This window comes from Paenibacillus sp. J53TS2, from assembly GCF_018403305.1.
GTDB lineage: Bacteria > Bacillota > Bacilli > Paenibacillales > Paenibacillaceae > Fontibacillus > Fontibacillus rhizolycopersici.
Window position 1 is genome coordinate 1 of record NZ_BOSK01000005.1, and the last position, 25,795, is coordinate 25,795.

The 25,795-nt window shown below is 54.5% G+C and carries 26 protein-coding genes, 8 tRNA genes and 1 rRNA gene; 28 read left to right on the plus strand and 7 right to left on the minus strand.

Features of this window, described 5'->3' with window-relative positions; genetic code table 11:
- The 15 genes from KJS42_RS12400 to KJS42_RS12470 form a co-directional block, all read left to right on the plus strand.
- Window positions 1–126 (plus strand): 23S ribosomal RNA (locus KJS42_RS12400); the annotation flags it as partial.
- Between the two features lie 64 nt (window positions 127–190).
- Window positions 191–282 (plus strand) — tRNA-Ser (locus tag KJS42_RS12405).
- A gap of 20 nt (window positions 283–302) precedes the next feature.
- Window positions 303–379 (plus strand) — tRNA-Met (locus KJS42_RS12410).
- A gap of 9 nt (window positions 380–388) precedes the next feature.
- A tRNA-Val gene (locus tag KJS42_RS12415) sits at window positions 389–464 on the plus strand.
- 37 nt (window positions 465–501) lie between these two features.
- Window positions 502–577, plus strand: a tRNA-Thr gene (locus KJS42_RS12420).
- 12 nt (window positions 578–589) lie between these two features.
- Window positions 590–666: transfer RNA gene (locus KJS42_RS12425), tRNA-Asp, on the plus strand.
- Between the two features lie 83 nt (window positions 667–749).
- Window positions 750–822: transfer RNA gene (locus KJS42_RS12430), tRNA-Phe, on the plus strand.
- Window positions 823–873: 51 nt separating this feature from the next.
- A tRNA-Tyr gene (locus tag KJS42_RS12435) sits at window positions 874–959 on the plus strand.
- A gap of 8 nt (window positions 960–967) precedes the next feature.
- A tRNA-Lys gene (locus tag KJS42_RS12440) sits at window positions 968–1,040 on the plus strand.
- Window positions 1,041–1,121: 81 nt separating this feature from the next.
- Window positions 1,122–2,267, plus strand: a complete 1,146-nt coding sequence (locus KJS42_RS12445) for a PucR family transcriptional regulator (RefSeq protein WP_213623025.1) — start codon at window positions 1,122–1,124, stop codon at window positions 2,265–2,267.
- 127 nt (window positions 2,268–2,394) lie between these two features.
- Window positions 2,395–3,516, plus strand: a complete 1,122-nt coding sequence (locus tag KJS42_RS12450) for an ABC transporter ATP-binding protein (protein ID WP_155606901.1) — start codon at window positions 2,395–2,397, stop codon at window positions 3,514–3,516.
- Window positions 3,517–3,771: 255 nt separating this feature from the next.
- A complete protein-coding gene (gene hprK / locus KJS42_RS12455) occupies window positions 3,772–4,713 on the plus strand; it encodes an HPr(Ser) kinase/phosphatase (protein WP_155606902.1) in 942 nt (313 codons plus the stop codon).
- An 11-nt stretch (window positions 4,714–4,724) separates the two neighbouring features.
- Window positions 4,725–5,750: a prolipoprotein diacylglyceryl transferase gene (gene lgt / locus KJS42_RS12460; protein ID WP_213623026.1), complete on the plus strand. Its 1,026-nt coding sequence runs from the start codon at window positions 4,725–4,727 to the stop codon at window positions 5,748–5,750.
- Between the two features lie 7 nt (window positions 5,751–5,757).
- Window positions 5,758–6,411: a pyrophosphatase PpaX gene (gene ppaX, locus KJS42_RS12465; protein ID WP_213623027.1), complete on the plus strand. Its 654-nt coding sequence runs from the start codon at window positions 5,758–5,760 to the stop codon at window positions 6,409–6,411.
- Complete coding sequence (locus tag KJS42_RS12470) at window positions 6,408–6,899, plus strand: acyltransferase (RefSeq protein WP_193417304.1); 492 nt, start codon at window positions 6,408–6,410, stop codon at window positions 6,897–6,899. Before ppaX ends, KJS42_RS12470 begins: the two co-directional genes overlap by 4 nt.
- 371 nt (window positions 6,900–7,270) lie before the next feature.
- On the opposite strand, the gene KJS42_RS23160 is transcribed toward KJS42_RS12470, so the two are convergent.
- Window positions 7,271–7,747: a sigma factor gene (locus KJS42_RS23160; RefSeq protein WP_244868468.1), complete on the minus strand. Its 477-nt coding sequence runs from the start codon at window positions 7,745–7,747 to the stop codon at window positions 7,271–7,273.
- Window positions 7,748–7,964: 217 nt separating this feature from the next.
- Between KJS42_RS23160 and KJS42_RS12480 the strand changes: the two genes are divergently transcribed.
- The 6 genes from KJS42_RS12480 to hisH all read left to right on the plus strand — a co-directional run bounded on the left by KJS42_RS12480 (window position 7,965) and on the right by hisH (window position 13,908).
- Entirely contained in the window at window positions 7,965–9,182 is a 1,218-nt protein-coding gene (locus KJS42_RS12480) for an acyltransferase (protein WP_213623028.1), read from the plus strand.
- A 244-nt stretch (window positions 9,183–9,426) separates the two neighbouring features.
- Entirely contained in the window at window positions 9,427–10,626 is a 1,200-nt protein-coding gene (locus tag KJS42_RS12485; RefSeq protein WP_213623029.1) for an ATP phosphoribosyltransferase regulatory subunit, read from the plus strand.
- 63 nt (window positions 10,627–10,689) lie between these two features.
- Window positions 10,690–11,310, plus strand: a complete 621-nt coding sequence (hisG, locus tag KJS42_RS12490; protein WP_445259980.1) for an ATP phosphoribosyltransferase — start codon at window positions 10,690–10,692, stop codon at window positions 11,308–11,310.
- Between the two features lie 49 nt (window positions 11,311–11,359).
- Window positions 11,360–12,664 (plus strand): histidinol dehydrogenase, encoded by a 1,305-nt coding sequence (gene hisD / locus KJS42_RS12495; protein WP_213623222.1) that lies wholly within the window; start codon window positions 11,360–11,362, stop codon window positions 12,662–12,664.
- Window positions 12,657–13,271 carry an imidazoleglycerol-phosphate dehydratase HisB gene (gene hisB, locus KJS42_RS12500; protein ID WP_193417299.1) on the plus strand — a complete coding sequence of 205 codons (615 nt, stop codon included), beginning with the start codon at window positions 12,657–12,659 and terminating at the stop codon, window positions 13,269–13,271. Before hisD ends, hisB begins: the two co-directional genes overlap by 8 nt.
- A 4-nt stretch (window positions 13,272–13,275) precedes the next feature.
- A complete protein-coding gene (gene hisH / locus KJS42_RS12505; protein ID WP_193417298.1) occupies window positions 13,276–13,908 on the plus strand; it encodes an imidazole glycerol phosphate synthase subunit HisH in 633 nt (210 codons plus the stop codon).
- A gap of 25 nt (window positions 13,909–13,933) precedes the next feature.
- On the opposite strand, the gene KJS42_RS12510 is transcribed toward hisH, so the two are convergent.
- Window positions 13,934–14,194 carry a hypothetical protein gene (locus KJS42_RS12510; protein ID WP_213623031.1) on the minus strand — a complete coding sequence of 87 codons (261 nt, stop codon included), beginning with the start codon at window positions 14,192–14,194 and terminating at the stop codon, window positions 13,934–13,936.
- Window positions 14,195–14,249: 55 nt separating this feature from the next.
- Here KJS42_RS12510 and hisA point away from each other — a divergent pair, with 55 nt between their 5' ends.
- The 5 genes from hisA to KJS42_RS12535 are packed head-to-tail and all read left to right on the plus strand — an operon-like array spanning window position 14,250 to window position 18,313.
- Window positions 14,250–15,005: a 1-(5-phosphoribosyl)-5-[(5-phosphoribosylamino)methylideneamino]imidazole-4-carboxamide isomerase gene (gene hisA / locus KJS42_RS12515; protein WP_213623032.1), complete on the plus strand. Its 756-nt coding sequence runs from the start codon at window positions 14,250–14,252 to the stop codon at window positions 15,003–15,005.
- 22 nt (window positions 15,006–15,027) lie between these two features.
- Complete coding sequence (gene hisF / locus KJS42_RS12520) at window positions 15,028–15,786, plus strand: imidazole glycerol phosphate synthase subunit HisF (RefSeq protein ID WP_193417295.1); 759 nt, start codon at window positions 15,028–15,030, stop codon at window positions 15,784–15,786.
- On the plus strand, window positions 15,783–16,493 hold the full coding sequence (gene hisIE, locus KJS42_RS12525) for a bifunctional phosphoribosyl-AMP cyclohydrolase/phosphoribosyl-ATP diphosphatase HisIE (RefSeq protein ID WP_193417294.1): 711 nt from the start codon (window positions 15,783–15,785) through the stop codon (window positions 16,491–16,493). The genes hisF and hisIE overlap by 4 nt, the downstream gene beginning before the upstream one ends.
- A gap of 18 nt (window positions 16,494–16,511) precedes the next feature.
- Window positions 16,512–17,348, plus strand: coding sequence for a histidinol-phosphatase HisJ (gene hisJ, locus KJS42_RS12530; RefSeq protein WP_213623033.1), 837 nt, complete (start codon window positions 16,512–16,514; stop codon window positions 17,346–17,348).
- A 17-nt stretch (window positions 17,349–17,365) separates the two neighbouring features.
- On the plus strand, window positions 17,366–18,313 hold the full coding sequence (locus KJS42_RS12535) for a ribose-phosphate diphosphokinase (RefSeq protein WP_155606916.1): 948 nt from the start codon (window positions 17,366–17,368) through the stop codon (window positions 18,311–18,313).
- 50 nt (window positions 18,314–18,363) lie between these two features.
- On the opposite strand, the gene KJS42_RS12540 is transcribed toward KJS42_RS12535, so the two are convergent.
- Window positions 18,364–18,756, minus strand: coding sequence for an iron chaperone (locus tag KJS42_RS12540; RefSeq protein WP_213623034.1), 393 nt, complete (start codon window positions 18,754–18,756; stop codon window positions 18,364–18,366).
- Between the two features lie 355 nt (window positions 18,757–19,111).
- Between KJS42_RS12540 and KJS42_RS12545 the strand changes: the two genes are divergently transcribed.
- Window positions 19,112–20,848 (plus strand): tetratricopeptide repeat protein, encoded by a 1,737-nt coding sequence (locus tag KJS42_RS12545; protein WP_213623035.1) that lies wholly within the window; start codon window positions 19,112–19,114, stop codon window positions 20,846–20,848.
- A 111-nt stretch (window positions 20,849–20,959) separates the two neighbouring features.
- Window positions 20,960–21,916 (plus strand): thioredoxin-disulfide reductase, encoded by a 957-nt coding sequence (gene trxB, locus KJS42_RS12550; protein ID WP_155606919.1) that lies wholly within the window; start codon window positions 20,960–20,962, stop codon window positions 21,914–21,916.
- Window positions 21,917–22,203: 287 nt separating this feature from the next.
- Here trxB and KJS42_RS12555 read toward each other — a convergent pair whose 3' ends face one another.
- The 4 genes from KJS42_RS12555 to KJS42_RS12570 are packed head-to-tail and all read right to left on the minus strand — an operon-like array spanning window position 22,204 to window position 25,684.
- Window positions 22,204–22,806 (minus strand): response regulator transcription factor, encoded by a 603-nt coding sequence (locus KJS42_RS12555; RefSeq protein WP_155606920.1) that lies wholly within the window; start codon window positions 22,804–22,806, stop codon window positions 22,204–22,206.
- Window positions 22,803–24,026, minus strand: coding sequence for a sensor histidine kinase (locus KJS42_RS12560; RefSeq protein ID WP_213623036.1), 1,224 nt, complete (start codon window positions 24,024–24,026; stop codon window positions 22,803–22,805). The genes KJS42_RS12555 and KJS42_RS12560 overlap by 4 nt, the downstream gene beginning before the upstream one ends.
- Before the next feature lie 6 nt (window positions 24,027–24,032).
- Window positions 24,033–24,770: an ABC transporter permease gene (locus tag KJS42_RS12565; protein ID WP_213623037.1), complete on the minus strand. Its 738-nt coding sequence runs from the start codon at window positions 24,768–24,770 to the stop codon at window positions 24,033–24,035.
- Between the two features lie 2 nt (window positions 24,771–24,772).
- Window positions 24,773–25,684 carry an ABC transporter ATP-binding protein gene (locus tag KJS42_RS12570; protein ID WP_213623038.1) on the minus strand — a complete coding sequence of 304 codons (912 nt, stop codon included), beginning with the start codon at window positions 25,682–25,684 and terminating at the stop codon, window positions 24,773–24,775.
- Window positions 25,685–25,795 lie beyond the last annotated feature (111 nt).

Consider the following 25,795-nt stretch of genomic DNA (forward strand, 5'->3'; position numbering starts at 1 on the left):
GCCCCCCTCAAGATGAGATTTCCCAATTAGTAAGACCCCTTGAAGACGACGAGGTTGATAGGCCTGAGGTGGAAGTGCAGCAATGTATGGAGCTGACAGGTACTAATCGGTCGAGGGCTTATCCAAAAATCTAACACGCAAAACCGTTTCGTATCCAGTTTTCAAGGATTAAACCTTGAATTTATGGCTTGGAGAGATACCCAAGTGGCTATAAGGGGACCCTCTGCTAAGGGGTTAGACTGCGTAAGCGGTGCGAGGGTTCGAATCCCTCTCTCTCCGCCATTTGTACAAGCTTATATTGTGGCGGCGTAGCTCAGCTGGCTAGAGCGTACGGTTCATACCCGTGAGGTCGGGGGTTCGATCCCCTCCGCCGCTACCATAACATCTCGGAGGCTTAGCTCAGCTGGGAGAGCATCTGCCTTACAAGCAGAGGGTCGGGGGTTCGATCCCCTCAGCCTCCACCATCATCGACACCTTGCAAACAAATCATTTTTACACCGTGCCGGTGTAGCTCAACTGGTAGAGCAACTGACTTGTAATCAGTAGGTTGGGGGTTCAAGTCCTCTCGCCGGCACCATTTACTTCACGCGGAGCCGTGGTGTAGAGGCCTAACATGCCTGCCTGTCACGCAGGAGACCGCGGGTTCGAATCCCGTCGGCTCCGCCATTTATTTAAATATTTCCACCGTAAAGTGGGAAAGTGACCAACTTCACCGCTTTATTTTTTTGGAATTTTTCTGTAAAACCTATGGCTCGGTAGCTCAGTCGGTAGAGCAGAGGACTGAAAATCCTCGTGTCGGCGGTTCGATTCCGTCCCGAGCCACTTTTATGCTCCTACATTATTTTCGGGTAATTCGGGTAGCATAATTCATATGGAGGCTTAGCGAAGTGGCCAAACGCAGCAGACTGTAAATCTGTTCTCTGACGAGTTCGGTGGTTCGAATCCATCAGCCTCCACCAGTTTTTATGAGCCATTAGCTCAGTTGGTAGAGCACCTGACTTTTAATCAGGGTGTCGAAGGTTCGAGTCCTTCATGGCTCATATCCAAAGCCGTTGACCTTAGGGTTGACGGCTTTTTTGCGCTAAAGCGGGATTTACGTTTACACCAGCGGGTATGATAAAATGAATTTAATCAACACTAAAATGCATGGAGAGAAAGGCAACGCTATGGAAATCAAATGGCTGATACAGCAAGTGGAGAGCGTTATCGGTACGTCATTATCGGAGAGCGTGTGGCAATTACAGGCCTGGAACGACGCCATTCCGAATTCAGATGGCCGGAGTTCCGGTCCTTTTCGTATCGAGCATCGGTGGGTATGGCTCGTGGAACGCCAGCAAGGAAACGTTCGCGTGCTTGAGACGGAGCTTTCCCAGGTAACCGAGGCGGAGGCGCAACTCATTCAATTGCTTTTGTCCGCGGCTCGAGAATCGTCTCATATGATACCAAGCCCGAAGCGAGACGATGAGACACGCAGCATTCAACTAGGGGAATGGTTGCAGGAGCGTATAGAGTTGGGAGAACTAAACCAGCCGCTTCCCGAGCATTATTCCATGAAGCCGAAGCTGAAGGGACGAATGCTGCCCTTTTTGCTGAATTGGGAGAGTTCGGGGCAAGGTCAGGCCCTTTCTTTTTCGAAACTGAACAAGCTCTTGAAGAGTTATTTCGGCGGTGAAGTGATCTTAATCCCGCTGAAAGAGGATTGGCTGATCCTGCTGGCCGAAGAGCTGTTTGTGAGCTTGCGGGAAGAGAGCGAAGAAGCGGCGGAGACAGAACGAGACCTGCTGGGCGCGCTTTGCCAAGGGCTATACGAGCTCGTAACCAACGAATGGGTCGGGGGATTTCATCTGACGGTAGGGGGCACATTAATCGGGGAGACAGAGTTGGCATCCGCCACGTTGTTCTTGCGTCAGACACTGGCCCTCGGTCGAGTGTTTAATATTACCGATCAAATCCACTTGCCTTGGGAGCTGAAGTTGGAGAGGCTCGTATACAGTATCCCGGAGGAGCAACGCCGTCAGTTCACCCTGGAGCTTGGGGACCGTGCCGGCCTGTTGCAAGACGAGGAGACGTTGACGACGCTGGAGACGTTTTTTGCGTTGGACTGTAATGTTAGCGAAACCGCCAAACGGCTTTATATTCACCGGAATACCTTATTATATCGGATTGATAAATTCAAACAGGAGACCGGACTGGATGTGCGGACGTTTAACGACGCTGTTTTGGTCAAGCTGGAGCTCTTATTGTATAAAGTGACGAAAAGGCCATGAGTTTTTTGTGCAGTATGTGGATGGATGGGTGAACTCCTATCGACTAATATATAAATATAAAATGTATCCGATTTCATAAAGGTCATAGAACCCTTACCAACAAATTTACTTATGGGAGGCCAAACACATGGCAGGCGTACGCTTAGAACACATTTTCAAAAAATACCCGGGTGCTGCAAAAGCAACCGTAGAAGACATCAACCTTGATATTGCGGATAAAGAATTCCTCGTACTGGTAGGTCCATCTGGTTGCGGTAAATCCACAACTCTTCGGATGATCGCTGGTTTGGAAGAAATTACTGAAGGTAAATTGTACATCGGCGACCGCGTCGTGAACGACGTTGCTCCGAAAGACCGCGACATCGCGATGGTATTCCAATCCTACGCGTTGTATCCGCACATGAACGTTTATCAAAACATGGCGTTTGGTTTGAAATTGCGTAAAGTGAAGAAAGACGAAATCGACCAACGCGTTCGTGAAGCTGCAAAGATCCTCGACATCGAGCATTTGCTGGATCGCAAACCTAAAGCTCTTTCCGGTGGTCAACGTCAACGGGTTGCCTTGGGCCGCGCAATTGTCCGCGATCCTCAAGTGTTCCTGATGGACGAACCGCTTTCCAACTTGGATGCTAAACTGCGCGGTCAAATGCGCGCGGAAATCACGAAACTGGTTAAACGTTTGGAAACCACTTGCATCTACGTAACCCATGACCAAATCGAAGCTATGACGATGGGTGACCGCATCGTGGTTATGCACGACGGTATCATCCAACAAGCTGCTTCTCCAGAAGAGCTGTACAACCAACCGGGCAACATCTTCGTTGCTGGATTTATCGGTTCCCCTACGATGAACTTCGTAAACGGTACTCTGGCAGAAGAAGCCGGTACAGTTCGTTTCAAAGCGAACAACATGGACGTTGTTGTGCCTCAAGGTAAAGCAACCGTTCTGAAAGAAAAAGGCTACATCGGCAAAGAAGTCATCATGGGTATTCGTCCTGAGGACATCCATGAAGAGCCAGTATTCCTGGAAGCTTCGCCGCAAACTGCATTCACCGCTAACGTGTACCTGACGGAAAACCTGGGTCACGAAATGCAATTGTACCTGAACGGTGCTGGCGGCGACGGCCTGATCGCTCGCGTAGACGGCCGCTCCAACACGCGTGAAGGTGACAATGTTAAACTGGCGATCGATATGAACAAAATTCATATCTTCGACAAAGAAACAGAACGCAACGTATTCTTCGGCTAAACCGTTAAGCGTTGAAGAAACCGCCCTTCGGGGCGGTTTTTTTGTTAAGCGGGAGGATTGACAGCTCCGAAACATGGAACCCGGGGTTGCTCCCGGGGCAATGATTGATTTACGTGACAATTTCCTTTACGATGAATACATTGAGTGATCCTGTAACAAGATGAATGAATGCCGTAATGGCAGCTTATATTGGAGCCGGAGCTTGTTGAGACGAGGAACCCGTTGGGGATGCCGGCAGGGGAAAGGAAGAGCACCATGGCTAAAAAAGTGAAAGTATCCGAATTGGTTAACCAGTTCGGGCTCGAGGTGGTTTCCGGAGAGCAGGGCTTAAAGCGTGCGATCACGGTGGATGATCTGTATCGTCCGGGTCTGGAAATGGCCGGCTATTTTGAATACCATCCGCCGGAGCGCGTTCAGATCTTGGGGAAAACGGAGTTGGCTTTCTTTGAGATGCTTCCGGAGAAAGAGCGCAGAGATCGTATGGAGCGTTTATGCAGCAGTGAGGAAACTCCCTGCATTATCGTCACTCGGTCTTGGAATGTGCCGGAAGAATTAATTGAAATCAGTTCGGAGAAGCAAATCCCGGTTCTTCGCAGCAGCATGGCCACAACCATACTCTCGAGCCGGATCACGAGTTTTCTAGAACGGAAGCTGGCGCCAACGGCGACCATTCACGGGGTTCTCGTCGATGTTTATGGCGTAGGGATGCTGATTACGGGCAGCAGCGGTATCGGGAAGAGCGAAACCGCACTTGAGCTGGTGAAGCGCGGTCACCGTCTGATTGCGGACGATGCCGTAGAAATCCGGCAAACCTCGGACAATCAATTGCATGGTTCGGCACCCGAACTGATCCGTCACCTGTTGGAAATCCGCGGTGTCGGGATTATCAATGTCATGACGTTGTTTGGCGCCGGGGCGATCCGTAACAATAAGCGGATTACGCTGGTGGTCAGATTGGAAGCTTGGCAGCAGGAGAAGCAATATGATCGGTTGGGGCTGGATGAGGAGACGACGCGAATCATCGATACCGATGTGCCGTTGGCCACGATTCCTGTACGCCCGGGGCGGAACTTGGCTGTTATCATCGAGGTGGCTGCGATGAACTTCCGTTTGAAGCGGATGGGGTATAACGCCGCGCTGCAGTTTACGACAAAACTGACCGAAACGATTGCGGAAGATATCGACGATTTGGATTAGGAGCGTGAACGATGGGCACTTTGTTATTGGACCCGATCGCATTTTCCATCGGGGGCTTGAAAGTACACTGGTATGGGCTGATTCTAGGAAGCGCTGCATTGGTTGGCCTTCTGTTAGCGGTATGGGAAGGGAAGCGATTCCGCATTCCCCAGGAATTCTTTATGGACTTGCTGTTGCTGGGGGTGCCGTCGGCAATTATTGCCGCGCGGATTTATTACGTCGCATTTATGTGGGACGATTACAAAAATAACTTCTGGGATGTCTTTAAGATCTGGAACGGCGGTATCGCGATTTACGGAGCGCTCATCGGTGCGATTATTTGCGCGGTGATCTTTGTTCGGCGCCGTGGATATAATTTCTGGAGAATTGCTGATATTTGTGCCCCGGGGCTCATTATCGGGCAAATGATTGGGCGTTGGGGGAACTTTGTCAATCAGGAAGCTTATGGCGGCCCGACGACCGAAGAATTTTTGCGAAATAGCCTGCACCTGCCGTCGTTTATCGTAAATCAAATGAATGTGCAGGGGACGTTCCATCACCCTACGTTTTTATATGAATCGTTATGGAACCTGGTGGGATTGATCTTGCTTCTCATCTTGCGCAGACAGAAGTTTCTGCGGTCTGGTGAATTGTTCGCGTCGTATTTCATTTGGTATTCGATCGGACGGTTCTTCATTGAAGCGCTGCGGACCGACAGCCTGGCTTTCCAAGGGGCTGCTTGGCTCGCTTCGTTCGTGAACGGGCTGTGGTCGCCGATGACCTGGTTCGGCTTTGAGTTGGGCTATCTGGCCCCGTCTTACGGTAACGTCCGTATTTCGCAACTGCTCGCCATTGGGATTGTGATTGCCGCTGTTATTTTCATTATTGTGCGACGCCGTACGGTAAGTGATTTGCCGTACTACAGCGATCCGATTATTTCCACGAAGGTAGCCGCTGTGGAGGTGCCAGGAGCAGTTGGAAATGCCGAACCGGTGAAGGTGGAGCCGGCCAAGACAACGGAGGAACAACCGGAAGTTCCGGAAGAGAAGAAGGAGTAGCGACTGCATGATAGACACCGTGTTATTTGATTTAGACGGAACGATCATTAATACCAACGAACTGATTATTACGACATTTGAGCATGTCATTGAGAAGAACGGCTTGAAGCCGCATACCCGGGAAGAAATGATCCCACATATGGGGATGACGCTGGAGCATCAACTGCAGACTTTCTCGGGTAGGCAGGACGTCGCCGATCTGGTGGCGGATTACCGGAAATACAATCGGGAACGTCATGATGAACTGATCCGTGACTTTCCGCATGTGAAGGAAGTGATCTCAAGGCTGCACGAACGGGGGATCACGATGGGCATCGTCACGACAAAGATCAAGGAAACAACGCTGCTCGCCTTGGACATGTTCGGGTTCAAACCGTATATGAAGGCAATCGTAACGGTGGAGGACGTGAAGCATCCCAAGCCGCATCCCGAACCGATTCTGACGGCGCTGCGCGAGTTGAACGCCGATCCAGCGCGAACGCTGATGGTTGGTGACAGTGCGGCAGATCTGCAATGTGCGAAGGCGGCCGGCGTGCAGTCTGCCGGTGTGGCTTGGTCTTTGAAAGGCGAAGCGGTGCTGCGTAAGTATGATCCTGACTACATCCTCCAGGATATGACCGATCTTTACGGTATCTTAGGTTGGGAGCCGGTGAAGTCGTGAGACAAGTCAAACGGTATCCGGTCGAAGGGCCTAACGCGCTTTGGCAGCTATACCGAACGGTAAGCCCGTGGAAGGGCGTCCGCAATTTTATTTTTATCCAAATTGCCCGGTACTGCCCGATTCTTTCCGTTAAGAATGCGATTTATCGACGGGTTTTGGGTATGAAGGTCGGCGAGCATACGGCGTTTGGGCTGATGGTGATGGTTGACGTATTTTTTCCGGAGTTGATAACCGTCGGGCGTAACTCGGTGATCGGTTACAACACAACGATCCTGGCCCATGAGTACCTGATCAAGGAATACCGATTGGGTGAGGTACGGATTGGCGACGAGGTAATGATTGGGGCGAACAGCACCATTCTCCCTGGCGTCACGATCGGGGACGGCGCAGTTGTCGCGGCCGGATCAGTGGTACATAAAGACGTGGCTCCGGGCACCTTTGTCGGCGGTAATCCGCTGCGGGTGCTGGAGCGGAAGAGCCCTAGTTGATGCACGCATGACCTAGGGAGCTCGAAGTGGCAGTAAGACTCGGCTAGTCAGGTTGCATGGAGGAGTAACTCGATCTCGATGTATCTTAACGAGCGAGACACATATGCTGGTGCGCTAACGCTAGCTGACTAGGAACGCTATTGTGACCAATTCGGCGCTGTTGAGATTCTAACGACGCTGAGCAACGCTATTTCGAGGAAAACACCTGATTACGGCAGAAAATAGAGACAATAAGCATTGTGGTCAGTGTTAGAATTGCAAAACGGTGATTTTGGCGGATATAAGCATTGTGGCAAGCGTTAGAAGTTAAGCTGAATTAAAAAAAGCGGCCTCGAACCGGCGACTTGCCGATCGGGACCGCTTTTTGCGTATTATTTGAGTGGGATCTTGAATTGTTGGGGTTTGTAGTCCAAGGTTTCCGTTAGCGTGAAGTTCAGCGGTTGGGAATATTGACGCGACTCCAGTTTGAAACTGATCGTCTCCACGTCGTCATCAAGACGATACGAGGGGAAGTCATTTTCGCTCAGAATTCGATAGGTGTTCCCTTTATCGTCCGTAAAATGATCCTCAACGCGGTATGGCATCGCTATCTTGGATTCAGCACTTTGATGCATATACAAGCGTACCTCGATCGATTGTTTACCGGGAACGACTTCAGGATCCTTTAGGCGCCGGCATTTGATCCAAGCCTTGCACACCGTTTCCTGAATCGCCTCCAAGGCGTCCGCTTCGTTGCGCAGATAGCTGTAGGCGATGCCGTAGAGCTTTCGCCGATGGATGGATATCAACTGGTAAAAGGCTTGTTCGTCTCCGCTGCAGGCAGCGGCAGCCCATTCTCTCTCTTCCAATTCGGGCCCCTTCCTTCCCATATGAAATGCAGCGAATAGGGATTGCCGGCCGGTAATTTCATTCCCTGTAGTTAAAGACGGCGAAGAAGGTCAAACGGTTTTACGATGGACCAACTTCTGGTATAGTGAAAAGAGCACACGATAGAAACTTTTGCCAAAAACGGGCGTCTAGTACATAAATAAGGCTTCTTCTTAATTATGAATAGGGGTTGGTTGAGTGAGCAAGGTGGTCAAAGAGCGTTTGCCGCAGCTGGACATCTTTCGGGCATTAGCCATCATCAGCGTGATCCAGGTACATGCTTCCTCGTTCGCGGCGGCGGAACAAGCGTTGAATTCACCGGTCTACTACTTTTATAATTGGATGAACATTTTTTTCAAAATCGGAACCCCGTCGTTTATCTTCCTCAGCAGTTTCGTGCTCTTCTACAATTACTACGATCAGCCGATCAGTCGCAAGTTGGTGGGCAAGTTCTACAAGAAACGCCTAACTTATATCCTCTTGCCATATGTATTGGTCTCCTGCTGTTATTTTCTGCTTGTGGCGTTCTACCGCCATGATTTCATCAATAATTCCAAGATGTACGAGCTAAAGTCGCTGGGGACGGCGCTGCTGACCGGCACGGCCTACACCCATCTCTATTTCGTGTTTATCAGCATTCAGTTTTATCTGTTGTTTCCGCTCTTCTTGTGGTTATTTCAATCCTTTCGCAATCACCGCGTGCTGCTCGCTCTGATTCTCCCCTGCGGTCTCGCGCTGCAATGGGGATTCGTGTTCTTGAACAAATACGAGCTGCATTTGCCGAATAAAGCAAGCTTCGCGATTTCTTATATGGGTTATTACATGCTTGGTGCAGTATTGGCCATCTATTTTGGCAAAATCAAAATCTGGCTCACGATGGAATGGAAAGCGCTGCCGAAGCTCCAAAAGGGATGGACGGCTGCTTTATGGATGGGATGGCTGGCAATCGCCCTGGTTCATGTCCAGCTCTGGTATTCGTTCCGTCAGGGCCTCAGTTCGCCGAACTCTCTTTGGTTTGAGTTATTATGGAACGTTCACTCCTTATTTTCCGCATTGGTATTAATGAAGGCGGCATTTTATATCCAGCGAAAAGGCTCAGGCTTATGGACCCGATCGCTGACCCGACTGGGTGAGCTCTCCTTTGGCATCTATTTGTTTCATCCGTTTGTCCTGTTCGTTTATCGGCTTTTCTGGAGCGAACAAAGGCTGCCCGGCGCTTCGTTCGGCTATCTCTTCTATATCGTAGTCGGCTCATTGGGAGCGTTGTTCCTATCCTGGGCGTTCGTGCAGTTCTGCTTCCGGCGGTTGCCGTTCGCTGCGTGGTTTCTCGGGAATGTGCCGGCTTCCTTGCGCAAAAATAAACCGTCCGGGCGGCGGGAAAGCGGCCAAAGTTCCTCGGTTGGCGTAAATATGTAACTTTGAGCATCCTCTGCCGGTCTGGGTTACCAGACCGGTTTGTTGCGTTTTTTCGGCAAGGAGCAAGGGTTTCGGCACCGGCTTGGGGAATACTTTAGGGAAGGACATAGAGAGGAAGAAGCGATTGACGGTCCAAAAGAAAATATGATAAAATTGGGCTACTCTTTACTTTGGTAGTATGGTAGCACTTTAATATAATAAAGAAAAAATTGATGTATGACAGAAGAACGGTGAGGTGAAACACTTGTCGAAACCAAAAGGCTTTGAAAAACCGGCGGGTGTCCGCGACTATCTGCCTTTTGCCGTGGATAAACTGCGGGCCATCGAACGGCGCGTGCTGGATTGCATGGCCGGTTGGGGTTACCGGCAGATCATGACGCCAACAATGGAATATTACGATACGGTAGGCGTAGCCAGCTCGACGTCGGATCAGAAACTGTTTAAATTGCTGAATAATCGGGGCACCACGATGGTGCTCCGTTCCGATATGACGGCGCCGATCGCCCGTGTCGTCTCTTCTTTGCTCAAAGAAGAACCGCTGCCGCTCCGCTTGTCATATCACGCCAACGTGTTCCGGGCGATTGAGGAAGAGGCGGGACGGGAGGCGGAGTTTTTTCAAACCGGAGTGGAACTGGTCGGAGATGATTCCCCGGATGCGGACGCCGAGGTGATTGCCTTGGCGGTAGCTTCGCTGCAGGCCGCTGGCGTAAAGTCGTTTAAGATCGCCGTCGGGCATGTCGGCTTCCTGAACGGCCTGCTGGAAGATGTGGTTCCAGGCCGTGAAGATATTCAAGAGGCGCTCAAAGACGGGCTGCTGCACCGCGATTACGTCGGTTACCGAGAGACGCTGGCGGAATTATCCCTGTCGCCGCAGCAACGTGACGAGCTGGAGGGAATTCTCCGCTTGCGCGGTGGGAAGGAAATCTGCGGCCAAGCGTTGGAGCTGAGCGGAAATCCGCTCGCCCAAACGTCGATCCGCCATCTCTGCCAGGTGTGGGAGGCGCTGGAGGATTTTGGCGTAGCCGAACATGTGATGATCGACCTCACGATGATCGGGGACTTTTCCTATTATACAGGCATGACGTTTGAAGGATATGCGGCGGAGCTGGGTTTCCCGGTGTGCAGCGGCGGACGGTACGACAATTTGCTGCAGCAGTTCGGCCGCCCCGCGCCGGCGACGGGCTTCTCGCTGAAGACGAATCGGATTCTGGACGGAGTGGGGGGCCTTGCAAGCGAAGCGGAGTTGCCGGACTTGCTGCAGTATGATGCGCCGAACCGGAAGCGGGCGTTCACCGAAGCGGAACGGCTGCGCGGAGAAGGTCGCAGCGTGCTGATGCGCCGTGCCGAGGGTCCGGAGGATTTGCTAAGTGCGCCGGAATCCTCACGAAAGGCAGGACCGCTCGGAGCATCGTACGGCGATATCCTGACGTTTGTTAGCTTTTGACTCAAGGCAAGATAGTGCCTGCAAGGAGGTCGCAATCCATTGAAACAGATCATCAAAGTCGCCATGCCCAAGGGGCGTATTAATAAGAAAGCATCCGCCTTGTTCCGCGAGGCGGGCATTCAGATTCCGGACGATGTGGACGAAACCCGCAAGCTGGTCATTCCACTTCCGGATATCGGCATGGAGTTTATTCTGGCGAAGCCGGTTGACGTGCCGACTTATGTAGAATATGGGGTGGCCGATATCGGCATCGTCGGCAAAGACGTGTTAATGGAGGAGAACCGGGACGTTTACGAGTTACTCGATCTCGGCATTGCTCGCTGCCGCATGTCGGTCATCGCGCTGCCGGATTGGAAACCGGGGATCCAGCAGCGAGTCGCGACGAAATATCCGAACGTGGCATCGCAATTTTTCCGTGAGCATGGGCAACAGGTTGAAGTGATCAAGCTGAACGGCTCGATTGAGCTGGCGCCGTTGATCGGTTTGGCCGATCGGATTGTCGATATGGTTGAAACCGGGCAGACGCTTAAGGAGAACGGGTTGGTCGAGATGGAGAAGATTTTTGACATCACCAGCCGTTTGGTCGCCAACCGCGTCAGCTACCGGATGAAGAACGCCGAGATTCAAGCCGTATGCGATGCGCTGAGCAAGGTGATTCGGCGGGATGAGGTCAAGCAGGCTTAAGGTGCGACGAGAAACGATATATGTGAGGAAAGCAGGGGGATGCCGGATGATGAAACTGGTATCGGCAGAGGAGTTTGATTTGCGGCGGGAAGTGGAATACGGATCGCCAGAACAGAACGAAGCGGTGAAGACGATCGTCCAGGCGATCAAAATGGAAGGCGATGCGGCGTTGCTTCGTTACACAGAGCAATTTGACGGCATGAAGCTGGAAGCGTCGGGGCTGCGTGTGACGAAGGAGGAGCTGAAAGCGGCGTATGACGTGGTAGAGCCGTCGTTCGTTACCGCGATTCAGGCAGCGGCCGCGAATATTCGGGCGTTCCACGCCCGGCAGAAACGCAATTCCTGGATGGATTTGCAGCCGGACGGGAGCTTGCTGGGACAAATCATCCGGCCGCTGAAGCGCGTCGGGGTTTACGTTCCTGGCGGGAAGGCGGCCTACCCTTCCTCCGTGCTCATGAACGTGATCCCCGCGCAGGTGGCGGGCGTGCCGGAGATCGTGATGGTGACGCCGCCGGCGACGGGCGGCAAAGCCGGGATCGACCCGTATATCCTCGTGGCCGCGGCGGAAGCCGGCGTGCACGAAATCTACCGGGTCGGCGGGGCTCAAGCGGTTGCCGCGCTCGCGTACGGCACCGACACGATCCGGCCCGTCGATAAAATCTGCGGGCCGGGCAACATCTACGTCGCGTTGGCGAAACGCGAAGTGTACGGCGTCGTCGATATCGACAGTATCGCCGGTCCTAGTGAAATCGCCGTGCTGGCCGACGACAGCGCCAATCCCGCCTATGTGGCGGCGGATCTGCTGTCCCAGGCCGAACACGACGAGATGGCGTCGGCGATCCTCGTGACGCCGTCGGAGGCATTTGCGAAGTCGTGCCAGGCCGAGGTGGAGCGGCAGCTGGCCGCGCTGCCGCGCAAGGCGATTGCCGGAGCTTCGATCGAGCGTTACGGCGCGATTCTACTCGTCGATTCGATCGAAGAAGGAATCGACGTGATTAATCAGCTGGCGCCGGAGCATTTTGAACTGATCGTGGAGAATCCGATGGGTTATCTGGGGCGGGTGGAGAATGCCGGGGCGATTTTCCTCGGGCCGTACAGCTCGGAGCCGGTTGGCGATTATTTCGCCGGACCGAACCATATCATTCCGACCAACGGCACGGCGCGATTCTCGTCGCCCGTCGATGTGGACGATTTTATTAAGAAATCCAGTTTGATTTACTATAGCAAGGAAGCGCTGCTGGAGAACGGGGCGACCATTATGGAGCTGGCGCGGCGGGAAGGCCTGGAAGGCCACGCCCGGGCGATCGAGGTCCGGCTGCAGCAGGAAGGAAAGGCGGGGAACGAACATGGCTAATTTGAATAACGAGGGAACGGCGGCTCGACAATCGAGCGTCAGCCGCAAGACGAATGAAACCGATATCCAGTTGAGCTTTGCGGTGGACGGTAGCGGGAGCGCTCAATTGGAAACGGACGTGCCTTTTTTGAACCATATGCTCGATTTGTTCACCAAACACGGACATTTTGATTTATCGGTCCAAGCACGCGGCGATATTGAGATCGACGACCATCATACGGTGGAGGATATCGGCATCTGCCTGGGTCAGGTGATCCGGGAGGCGTTGGGCGACAAAAAGGGAATCAAACGCTATTCGAGCGTGTTCATTCCGATGGACGAAGCGTTGGCCCAAGTGGTGATCGACGTTAGCAACCGGCCGCATTTCGAATATCGCGCGGAATATCCTTCCGATCGGGTCGGCAGCTTCGATGTGCAGCTCGTGCATGAGTTTCTGTGGAAGCTGGCGCTGGAGGCGCGGATCACGCTGCACGTGATTGTGCACTACGGTCAGAACACGCACCACATGATCGAGGCGGTGTTCAAAGCGCTCGGGCGGGCGCTGGATGAGGCGACGAGCATCGATCCGCGAGTCAGCGGGGTGCCGTCGACGAAAGGAGTGCTGTAACGCAATGAACATCGCCATCGTGGATTACGGGATGGGCAACCTGCATAGCGTTAGCAAAGCGGTAGAGCGCCTCGGCTACGAAGGCCGCGTCACCGCGGACGAGGCGGAGATCCTGGCGGCGGACGGCGTGCTGCTGCCGGGCGTTGGGGCTTTCGGCGACGCAATGGAGCATTTGCGCGCGTCGGGTCTGGACGCCGTGGTGCGGCAGGCGGCCGGTCAAGGTGTGCCGCTGCTCGGCATCTGCCTCGGGATGCAGCTGCTCTTCGGCGAAAGCGAAGAGCATGGGCGGAACGAGGGGCTAGGCTTGCTGCCGGGCCGAGCGGTGCGGTTTGCGGGCACCGAAGGGTACAAGGTGCCGCATATGGGCTGGAACCGGCTGGCGTTCCGGCAGCCGGAGAACCCGCTGCTCGCGGGGCTGGAAGAGGGACATGTCTACTTCGTCCACTCCTACCACGTGTTAGCCGAGCAGCAAGAGGATGTGCTGGCCGTGACCGACTACGGCCATCCGGTGACCGCCATCGTCGGCCGCGGCAACGTGTTCGGGATGCAGTTCCATCCCGAGAAGAGCGGCGAGCTTGGCATGGCGCTGCTGCGCAACTTCCTGACGTTGGTGGAGCGGCGGCAGGTGGAAGCGTAGGTTTCACATTGCATCCGATCCGTTTTTAACGGTAATTTATGGCTTTATTTTTGCGGGTCGGCAGGGTTTGCGGGTGATTAGCGGTAAATAGTGGCGTTATTATGGGGCAAGTTGCTTCAAAACCAGCGATTTGGCTTAAATAACGCCAGAAAATACCGCTATTTTCGCTCAAACTGCATGAACGCGCCGAAATAGCGCCATAAATTACCGTTATTGCAGGTGTTGCTTCAAATCCGATTATTGCTGTCACCACATCAATTCCTACGATTGCAGTCAACGCAATCATTACACGATTACATCGCAGTTTTCAGATCAACTACGACGGGAGGTCGTTTTCATCCATGTCATCTTTTATGATTTATCCAGCTATCGATATTCGCGGGGGGCAATGCGTGCGTCTGGTCCAAGGCGATTATGATCGCGAAACGGTGTATAATGCCAATCCGGTGGAAGTGGCCCGTTCCTGGGAAGCGCAAGGCGGGTCGTTTATTCATTTGGTCGACTTGGACGGCGCCAAGGCCGGACATCCGGTCAACGACGAGCTGATCGGCGAAATTGCCCGCAGCGTGCAAGTGCCGGTGCAGGTCGGCGGCGGGCTGCGCACGTTGGATGACGTTAAACGCCTGCTGTCGCTGGGCGTAAGCCGGGTCATTCTCGGCACGGCGGCGATCGAAGACCGCGCGTTTACCGAAGCGGTGCTGGGCACTTACGGCGATCAGGTCGCCATCGGCATCGATGCCCGGAACGGCCTTGTCGCCACGCGCGGCTGGCTGGAAACATCCGAGGTCCAAGCCGAAGTGCTGGCGAAGGAGTTGGCCGCCAAAGGGGCGGAGACGTTTATCTTCACGGACATTTCCCGCGACGGGATGATGCAAGGTCCTAACGTTGAAGCGATCCTATCGCTGGCTCAGGCATCCGGCAAAACCGTGATTGCCTCCGGCGGGGTGACGGTGCAGGACGATTTGCTGCGACTCGCGGCGCATGCGGATCAAGGGATCGGTGGGGCGATCGTGGGCAAAGCGCTGTACACGGGAAACATCGATTTGACCCAAGCGATCACGGCGATTGGATCCTTGAAATCCTCGAACGTAGAATAGATAGAAAGGAAGTCGAACCAGCATGCTCGCAAAGCGAATTATCCCCTGCCTGGACGTGAAGGACGGGCGGGTCGTCAAAGGCGTGAATTTTGTGAACCTGCGTGATGCCGGCGACCCTGTAGAGCTGGCGGCGTTGTATGATCGGGAGGGAGCGGATGAGCTCGTGTTCCTGGACATTTCCGCATCGCACGAAGGACGGGCTACAATGGTCGAGGTCGTGAAGCAAACGGCAGGCGAAATTGCCATCCCGTTTACGGTTGGCGGCGGGATCTCCCAAGTCGATGACATGAAGCGCCTGCTGCGCGCCGGAGCCGATAAGATCGGCATTAATACGGCGGCGGTGGTGAATCCCGAGCTGATCTCGGATGGGGCACGGCGCTTCGGTTCCCAGTGTATCGTGGTGGCGGTAGATGCCAAGTTTAACGCCGAGTGGGGCGAGTGGGAAGTGTACACCCACGGCGGACGCAAGCCGACGGGGATCCGCGCCCTCGCTTGGGTGCAAGAAGCCGAGAAGCGGGGAGCCGGGGAAATTTTGCTGACGAGCATGGACGCCGACGGCACCAAGGACGGATTCGATTTGCCGCTGACGAGCGCGGTGAGCCGGTCGGTAGGGATCCCGGTCATCGCCTCCGGGGGGGCCGGAAAGGCGAACGATTTTTACGAGGTATTTACCGAAGGACAGGCAGACGCGGCGCTGGCGGCGACGATTTTTCATTATAAAGAAATTGCGATACCGGATTTGAAACAAGAGCTGAAAGCCAAAGGGGTGGAAATACGATGACCGTAGGAAATGAACAACCGCTGCAATTATCGCTATCTGTAGAGGGACTGGAGCAAGCGGTGAAATGGGATGCGTCCGGGCTGGTTCCGGCGATTGTGCAGGATGCGGGCAGCAAGGACGTGCTGATGCTAGCCTACATGAACCGCGAGTCGCTGCGAAAATCGGTGGAAACCGGATTAACCTGGTTCTGGAGCCGGTCGCGCGCTGAGCTGTGGAACAAAGGGGCGACCTCCGGCAACACCCAGCGGATCACGGCCTTGAAATACGACTGTGACGGAGACACGCTATTGGTCGAGGTGATTGCGAATGGGCCAGCTTGCCATACCGGGGAGCCGACTTGCTTCTATCGCACGGCAGCTGAGGCTGAGATAGCGGCAGCTTCAACTGGGTTAAATGGCGGGGCCGAGGATCGCTTCAAGGTGCTCGCAGAGCTGGAACAGCTGATCGCCGAGCGTTACGCGGAACGTCCGGAAGGGGCGTATACCACGTATTTGTTTGAGAAAGGTCTCGATAAAATCCTCAAAAAAGTCGGCGAAGAGACCGCCGAGTCGATCATCGCGGCCAAAAACGGCGATAACGACGAGCTGCGTTACGAAGTGAGCGATCTGATCTATCACTTGCTGGTGCTGCTGCGCGAACGCAACCTGCCGCTCGATGATATCATGCAGGAGCTGGAGCGGCGTCACGAACGGCCGCGGCGCGACTAGAGCGGGGTGCATAAACGGATGTTGATCGATTACCATACGCATCATGAACGCTGCGGACATGCCGTTGGCGCGTTGGAGGAGTACGTACGCCGGGGGATCGATATCGGTTTGTCCCAGCTGGGCGTCTCCGACCATATGCCGCTGCTGCATGTCGATCCGGCTACCTATTATCCGGAAATGGCCATGCCGATGGAGGAGTTGCCTCGTTATGTCGAAGAAGCGTTTCGGCTGAAGGAGAAATACCGCGGGCAAATCGATGTTCGGGTTGGTCTGGAAGGCGACTATATTGAAGGCTGGGAGGCGCGCATCGAGCGAATCATCACGGCTTATCCGTGGGATTATGTGATCGGTTCGGTGCATTTTCTCGGGGAATGGGATGTATCGGATTTCCGCCAGGTTCACAACTGGGAAGGCCAGGACGTGTTTGCAGTGTATGAGCGGTATTATGATGCCGTGACGAAGGCCGCGCAGACGGGGTTCTACGACTTCCTCGGCCACCTGGATGTAATCAAGCGCTTTGGCTATAAACCGGGTCCGGAGCGGGAACAAGAGACGATCCAGCTGGAGCGTAAAACCTTGACTGCCGTTAAGAAGGCCGGGATCGCGATGGAGCTTAACGCCTCAGGACTCTCCAAACCATGCGCGGAGATGTTTCCGAGTGAACGGATTTTACAGGCGGCGATCGAGATGAAGATTCCGCTGACGGTGGGGTCGGACGCCCATGATCCGCAGAAACTGAGCGAACACCTGGATCAGGCACGTACCCTGCTATATAACCTGGGCGTACGGGAGTTGGCGACCTTTGAAGGACGCCGGCGGACGATGATTCCTCTGGAAGAGGGAAGTCGTAAATAAGGATTCGGGAGGATATTATGGAAGCCAAAATGCGTGTGTTTTCCGGTTCGTCCAATCCGAAGTTGGTGTCAGATATCTGCGGCCGGTTAGGTGTCGAACCCGGAAAAGTGAAGTTGTCGCGATTCAAAAGCGGAGAAATTTATGTGCATTATGAAGAGAGCATCCGTAATTTCGATGTGTTTCTCGTTCAGTCGTTAGCCCATCCGATCAATGAGCTGTTCGTTGAGCTTCTGGTGATGATCGATGCGGCGAAACGGGCCTCTGCTCGAACGATCAACATCATTATGCCCTATTACGGTTACGCCCGGCAGGAACGCAAGTCTGCGCCGCGGGAGCCGATTTCGGCCAAGCTGCTCGCCGATGTGCTGACGACGGCGGGGGCGAACCGGGTGGTAACGATCGATTTGCACGCGCCGGCGATTCAAGGCTTCTTCAACATCCCGGTCGATCATTTGACCGCGCTGGACTTGATGACCGACTATCTGAAGGCCCAGCAGATCCCGAATCCCGTGATCGTCTCGCCGGATGCGGGACGCGCTTCGATGGCCGAAAAGCTGGCCAATGGGCTGGATTCGCCGTTCGCGATCATGATCAAGAAACGCCCCACGCACAACGAATCGGTGATCACGCACGTCATTGGCGACGTCGCCGGGCATACGCCGATCATTATCGAAGATTTGATCGATACCGGGACCACCATCGTTAACGTTGTGGAAAGCCTGAAAGAACGGGGGGCGGCGGACCCTTACGTGTGCGCGACGCATGGGCTCTTTTCCGAAAATGCTCTGGATAAGCTTCAGCACCCGAACATCCGCCAGGTGGTGGTCACCGATTCGATCGCACAGCCGGAGCTGCATTCGCCCCATGTACAGGTGCTCTCGGTCGCGCCGATGCTGGCCCGGGCCACGCAGTTTATCCTGGAAGGCGGATCCATCGCCGCTTTGTTCAAAGATCGAGGAATTTAGTCTAAAACGATTCGAGTAAAAGCCGCCTTAGGGGCGGCTTTTTTTATGTTCTAACGTTTCTTCGCGGCTTTCTCTTCCGCGATCCGTTGGTTTTCCGCCACGCGGAAGAGAACGATGCGGCGAATCAAGTCCAGCGGCAGCGGCTGATTCAAGGGGAACTGTACGGACCCTTTGCCGCCCTTATAAATGGACAACTCCTCTGCAAATTCCTCCGTACCGCTAGGCGTTGGGTAAAAGCCGATATGCTTCTTAAAAGCCGCGAAATGCACCAGATTTTTGCCATTCGTTTCAAACGTCGGCATTTGGTAGCTGATTTTCTCTTTCGCGTCAGGCGCAACCTCCCGAACCAGCTTGCGGATTTGCTGCAGTCGGTCCTGAATCTCCGGCTGGAATTGGGCGATATATTCATCGATTGTGGCAAACGAGGGGTTATTCGCTTCCATCGTTTTACAAGGCCTCCTTCTCATGATTGCAGATATAGGGCGGTTTTTATTTTCGATGTCGCATATTTCTGAATATGGACCAGACGGCAAAGACCACAAGAGCGAGTGCTAATGCAGCAATGATCATGTTCTCCCAGACGAACCCCATGATGGGAATAACTCCTTTCTCTGCAAATATCTTATTTATTCGGCCGTGAGAGGCGGTTTTCCTCCCCCGCTTTGCCACATCCGTTATTTTCCGGCAGGATTCCCCGTGGGAGGACAGCTTCTCCTATGTTATACTGTGGAATGGAGAGTTTACCTGAGTGTACGGGAAGTAGACTTATCAGAAATGAAATCAAAGGAGGTGCCTTGCTTGAACGAAAAAAAGCGACCAACCAAAACCAAACGGGGAAAAGTGCTGCCCTTCTCGATGGATGCGGGGTTTTTCTTCGAGAGAGCTGTCTCTTCGTTGGACCGCTATCGCTATGACAAGGCATTGAAATATTTTCGAAAAGCCGTGGAATACGAACCGAGCAACCCGGTGAATCACTGCAATATGGCCGGGATTTTATCGGAAATGGGAGATTACGAGGCTTCCAATGAGGTGCTACAGACCGTCTTGGAAGAGGTTGACCCAGCCATGACGGAATGTTATTTCTACATGGCGAACAACTACGCCAATATGGATATGTTCGAAGCGGCCGAAGAGGCGCTCGTCAGTTATCTGGAGCAGGATGAGAGCGGTCAGTTTTTAAGCGAAGCCGAAGAGATGATCGACCTGCTGCAATACGAACTGGACCGGCCGACGAAGTTAAAAAGTATCAAGTCTCGGCATGGCGTATACGAGCATGATCAGGCTCGCGCGTTACTGGAAGAAGGAAAATTCTCGCAAGCCGTCAAAATGCTGGAGGAGTTGGTGCGGAACCACACTGATTTCTTAGCAGCCCGCAATAACTTGGCCTTAGGGTATTACTACCTAGGGTTGTTCCGCAAAGCGTTGGATACGGTGGGGGAGGTATTGGCACAAGACCCCGGGAACTTGCATGGTTTGTGTAATCTGGCGATTTTTTACCAGCATGAAGGGAACCACGAGGCGCTGGAGGAGCTGGCCGGACGATTGGAAAATATCGTGCCCTTCCACCAGGAGCACGTATTCAAGCTGGCGACGACGATGGGCATTTTGGGCCGTCACAACGCGGCCTTTGGCCATTTCAGACGGCTGCTGCGCGGGGAGGATGCGTCCTTTGAAGCGAGCCTCTATCACTACGCGGCTGTGGCAGCTTATTATACCGGACGGCGGTCTGAAGCGGAACAACTTTGGAATGCGGCCAAAAGGCTGGACCCCGGCTCGAGCGTGTCGGACTATTATTTAAACTGTCTCGCCCAGGAGCGTGAGCATCCCGAAGCGGGGCCGTTTCCGGTGAATTATCAGTACCTGCTGCCGTTTGAGGAGCAAATGAAGCGCTGGGAGGTCACGGATCAAGGCATCCCAACCGAGTTGAAGGAGAATCCGTTGATCCGCTCTTCGTTCTTCTGGGCACTACGCCACGGGGATGCGAAGACAAAGCTTCAGGTGATTCAGGCGTTGGGCCTGATCGCTGATCGGGAAGTCGAGGAAGCGTTGCAAGGCTTTTTGCTGGAGCCGGAGGAAGATGCCTATCTGAAGGAAATGGCTCTGTTCGTGCTCCGGAATCTCGGCGTAAGCAATCCGCTGCCCGTTCGAACCGGGGCGACGACGACCATGGTCGATCCCAGCCGTGTGTCGACAGAGCTACCGGTATGGCAGAACGAATGGCAGGCGGTCGTGGATTTGGCGATGGAGCGGATGAAGCGGAGCTTCGATCTTCAACAGCAGCATGATATGGAGACGTTGTGGGCGGATTTTCTCACCCGGTTATATCCGGATACGCCAACGATTTCTCATTTGGAAGGTTGGGCTGCGGCACTCGAGTATTTGACGGCCAAAATGCACGGCCTGGCGGTCACCTACGAACAGGTAGCGCAGAATTACAATATTTCGGCATCGACGGCACGCCGTTACGTTCAACGTGTGGATGAGGTGTGTGGGGTGAAAGAGAAGATCGAGGCGATTTTTCCGTCGGTCCAATAGTTTGTTTGCGGGTAAAGCGGGTCCAACTTGGGGAAAATTTGATGGAGCATTCCATTTACATAGGAATCGAGAGGTCGAGCAAATTCCTAGGAACCAAGGAGGTACGAACGAATGCATAAAGTGTTGGTGATTGGAACGGGGCCGGCCGGACTGACGGCGGCGATTTATTTGGCGCGGGCGAGCTTGAGCCCGGTGGTGATCGAAGGCCTGGAGCCCGGCGGGCAACTGACCACGACGACGGAAGTGGAGAACTTTCCAGGCTTTCCGGAAGGCATTATGGGGCCCGAGCTCATGGACAACATGCGTAAGCAGGCGGAGCGCTTTGGCGCTGAGTTTAGGAACGGTTGGGTCGAGGCGGTTGATTTTTCGAAACGGCCGTTTCAAGTGACATTAGAGGGCGGCGAGAGGCTGGAATCCGAAACGGTCATTTTGTCGACGGGAGCGTCGGCTAGGTATTTGGGGATTCCCGGCGAGCAGGAGAACGTTGGCCGGGGGGTCAGCACCTGCGCAACTTGTGACGGATTCTTCTTCCGCGGCAAGAAGCTTCTCGTTGTCGGAGGCGGCGACTCCGCGATGGAGGAAGCGAACTTCTTGACCCGATTCGCCACGGAGGTGACGATCGTGCATCGCCGGGGAGAGCTGCGCGCTTCGAAGATTATGCAGGATCGGGCCAAGGCCAACGAGAAAATTCGCTGGGCCTTGAATCGCACGCCCCTGGAAGTGGTGACGGAAGACGGCGGCAAGGTGAAGGGCCTAAAAGTACGCAACAATACCGGCGATCAGGAACAGCTGCTGGAAGCCGACGGGGTGTTCGTGGCGATTGGCCATACCCCGAACACCAAGTTCCTCGGCGGCGCGGTCGCGACGGATGAGCACGGGTACATCGTCGTCAAGCCGGGAACAACGGAAACGAATGTACCCGGAGTCTTCGCCTGCGGTGACGTGCAGGATACGCGGTACCGCCAAGCGATCACCGCGGCCGGGTCTGGATGCATGGCGGCGATGGATTGCGAGAAATTCCTCGAGGGCAGCATGGTGCACGATTGGAGCGGTCCGACGGGGAGTTGAGCGAGTGAATGGACAGGGGCGCAGAGCAGATTGTGTTGTTCTGGTCAGAATGTATGCGAAAAATCGATTACAATGTGGGAGTTTTCGGCGATTTCAAAGGAATGTATACGAAATTTCATACAGATTTAGGCAACCTCCAAACGAAGTCCTAGAATCTATATGAAAAACCGAATATATTTCGGACTTTTCGTCGTCTGCGCCCTATTGTATGCGAAAAATCGTATATAACTTTAAAAGGACGCCGATCTTCGGCGTCCTTTTGTGTGTCTTCGTGTCCAGCGAGCTGCTCAAATCCAGCCGTTCTCCTCCGCGAGGCGTACCGCTTCAATACGGGTTTTGACCTCCAGCTTGTTCAAAACTTCCGAAATATAATTGCGGACGGTGCCGTAGGACAAGTGCAGGGATCCGGCAATTTCCCCAGCGGTACGGCCTTCGGCAGCCAGCCGTAGGATCTCCTGCTCGCGAGCGGTCAGGGGGTTATCCCGGCGGAGGCTGCCGAAGACAAGCTCCGGCGAAGCTTCGCGGTGTCCGGCCATCACCCGGCGGATCGCTTCCGCCAGGCGATCGCTGGACTCGTCCTTGAGCAGATAACCTTGAACGCCGGTCTTGACAGCTCGCTCGAAGTAACCCGGCCGGGCAAACGTCGTCAGAATGATCACGCGGCACGGCGATCCCTGAGCTTGCAGCTTCTCGGCAACCTCGAGTCCGCTCATCAACGGCATTTCGATGTCCATCAGGCAGACATCCGGGCGCAGGGTCTCGATAAGCGCCAGCGCCCCGGCCCCGTCTCCGGCCTGGCCGACGACCTCAAGGTCGTCCTCCAGATCGAGCAGAGAGGCTAGCGCTCCCCGCAACATGCGTTGATCCTCGGCAATCACGATGCGGATCATGCTGTTTCCCCCTCTTTGTTGGCTTCCTTCACGATGAGCGGGATCGCGATCCGCAGCCGGGTGCCCCGGCGGGAGCCGGATTCGGGAGTGTCCGAGCGCCCCGGGACTCCTGGACCAACGGTTAATGCGCCGTCGATCAGCGACAGCCGCTCGGCCATGCCCTTCAGGCCGTTGCCCGCGACGCTGTCGCCCGGCGGCGTGAACGGCCCGTCGCCGTTGCCATCACCATCGCCCGCGTTCCGCGCGGCCAACCCAATGCCGTTGTCCTCGATTTGGAGCCGCACCTCGGCCGGGGCGATCTCGACCGTGACGGAGCATCGCGTAGCCCGGCTGTGCTTGACGATGTTCGTCACCGCCTCTTTGATGCAGAGGCTGACGATGTTCTGCGTCAAGTCCGACACGCCGGTTAGCCGCGGATCGCCCTCTACGTCAATGGCGATGTCGGCCGCCCGCAAGATTTCGCCGGCTTCGGCCAGGGCCTCCGCAACCGTAATCGCCCTCATGTCGGAGACGAGCTCCCGCACCTGACGCAAAGCTGCTCGGGAAGTTCGCTGGATTTCACGCGCTTCGGCCTGGGCCCGCTCGGAGTCTTTGCCTGCGAGCTTCTCGACCAGCTGACTCTTCAGCGTGATCAGGGACAAGGTATGCCCCAACGTGTCGTGCAAATCGCGGGCGATCCGCATCCGTTCCTCGCGCTTGATCAGCTCTTTGATTTGTTCGTTTGCCCGGTCAAGTTCCTGCTCCAGATGCTGCCGTCTTGCCATGGAACGGATGCCGTACGGCATCACCAGCATGATGAGCAGAAAGGGCACCAGGAACGGTAGGTCAGTAACCAGCAGATCCCGGGAGCCAATCAGGAGCGACAGCAATTCCACTGCAGCAAAGCAAGATATCGCGATATTAAATTTCTTATGGTCGGTGTACCAGCCGATAAAGTTCGAGGTGAAGAAACCCAGATAGAAATTGTATGGACTATAGAATGCGCAGAGCGCGAGAATCAGCCCTAATTGAAGCGCAAGCCATAAGTTAAATGTTTGACCGGTAGCCCAGTATAACTGGCGGTATGTCACCGCAAAGAGGGCAATCATGGCACAGCCGATAAACAGTTTGACGCCTTCCTCTCCGCGAATATTAACTATGGGAAGAGCGAGATAAATCGGCCAAATGTAAGGAAACCAGCCGTATTTTTTCGGAAATAATTCGAACTTGCCGAACCTCATGTGAAATTACACCGCTTCCTGTTTTTTTCGGATATATGTGGATAGTACCATAAACAGGAAGAGGTAGCCCAGCAAAATCAACACGTTGCGCCAGCTCGGTGCAACGCCCTGAACGATCGACCAGGCACCGCCGCCGAACTGGTAGGAGGGTAGCCATTTGCCGATGGCCTGCATCGCTTTAGGCAGCACTTCGATTGGCATCCACATCCCGCCCGTGACAGCTAGTGCGAGGTACAATACGTTACTGACACCGCTCGCCGTATCGACGCGTTTCATCAGACCGACCAGCGTGCCCAACGCGAGGAAAGGGAGCGAAGCCGCCACAATCCAAAGTCCGCTGTAGATCCACAGGTGCCAAGGCAACGATACCCCGTTAATCAAATACCCTGCGATAAAAATAAACACGACGGAAAACAGATGCATCATCGTTTGGCCGAACATTTTGCCGAAGAAGTATACCGGCCCGGGGAGCGGCGTGACTCGCATGAAGGTGGACCACCCTTGGGTTCGCTCCTGTACCAGCCGGATGCCGAGTGTCATGATCGCCGAACCCATGACGCTGAACGTTGTCATCGACATCAGGTAATGCGCTTGCCACTCGCCCGGATTGTCGGCTCCGGTATTGACAACCCGAGTAAAGATAAAATAGAACATGACCGGCATTAACAGCGACCAGAAAACATAATAGGGATTGCGAAATACCCGTAGCATTTCCGCTTTGCATTGCATCGTTATCGTGCGCATCGTTAGACCGCCTCCTCTTCATGATTGGCCGTAAGCTGCTCGAATGCTTCGTCCAGACGACCCTGTTCGATTCGTATGTCGTGGACGGGAAGTCCGGCTGTAAACAAGGCAGCGAGCGCCGCATCCGTGTCGTCCGTCGTCACATGGATTCGGCCGTCTTTGTTGAAGCACTCCGCGACTGGGGAGAGCGCCAAAAGCTGGCTTCGCAGTTCGGTACCGTCGCCGTCGGTGAGGAAGGAAACGGAACGCTTGACGATACGCGATTTAATCGCTTCCGGCGTGCCGTCCGCAACCAGGCTGCCCCGGTTAAACAACAGGATCCGATCGGCGATATCGTCAGCTTCCTGCAAGTAATGCGTCGTGAAGACGATCGTCTTCCCTTGCTCGGCCAGTTGACGGACGCTGTCCCAGAAGCGCCGCCGGGCAGTGATATCAAGCCCGACAGTCGGCTCGTCGAAGAACACCAGCTCGGGGTTGCCCGCCAAGGCGAGGGCGAAGCCGAGGCTACGCTTTTGCCCGCCGGACAACTTCTCGGCATACCGGTTTAAATCGGTAGCCCCGAGCCCGGTCAGGCGGACGAGCTCAGCCAGCTCCATCGGGTTCGGGTAGTAGCTGGAGATCAGCTCGAGAACCTCGCGCACCTTAAGCCGGTCCATGACGCTGACCTCTTGGAGCATGGCACCGGTCCGCTCCCGGACCGTTCGATCCTTAGGCGATTGACCAAACAGCTTTACGGTTCCGGCGCTAGGTTCGAGCAAGCCGAGAAGCATCGAGACCGCGGTTGTCTTCCCGGCTCCGTTCGGACCGAGAATCGCGGTGATGGAGCCTTTGGGAATGCGGAAGGATAGGTGATCGACCGCCTTTTTATCTTTGAAACTTTTGCTGACGTCGTGCATTTCAATGATGGATTCCACGTTAATTTTCGCCTCCAATTTCTGGTTTTTTATCGGTTAACTCTAGGATAATGGAACGCTCCGAACCTCGTTAGTAAGGATTGTCATGAGTTAAAGATGACAATTGTCACA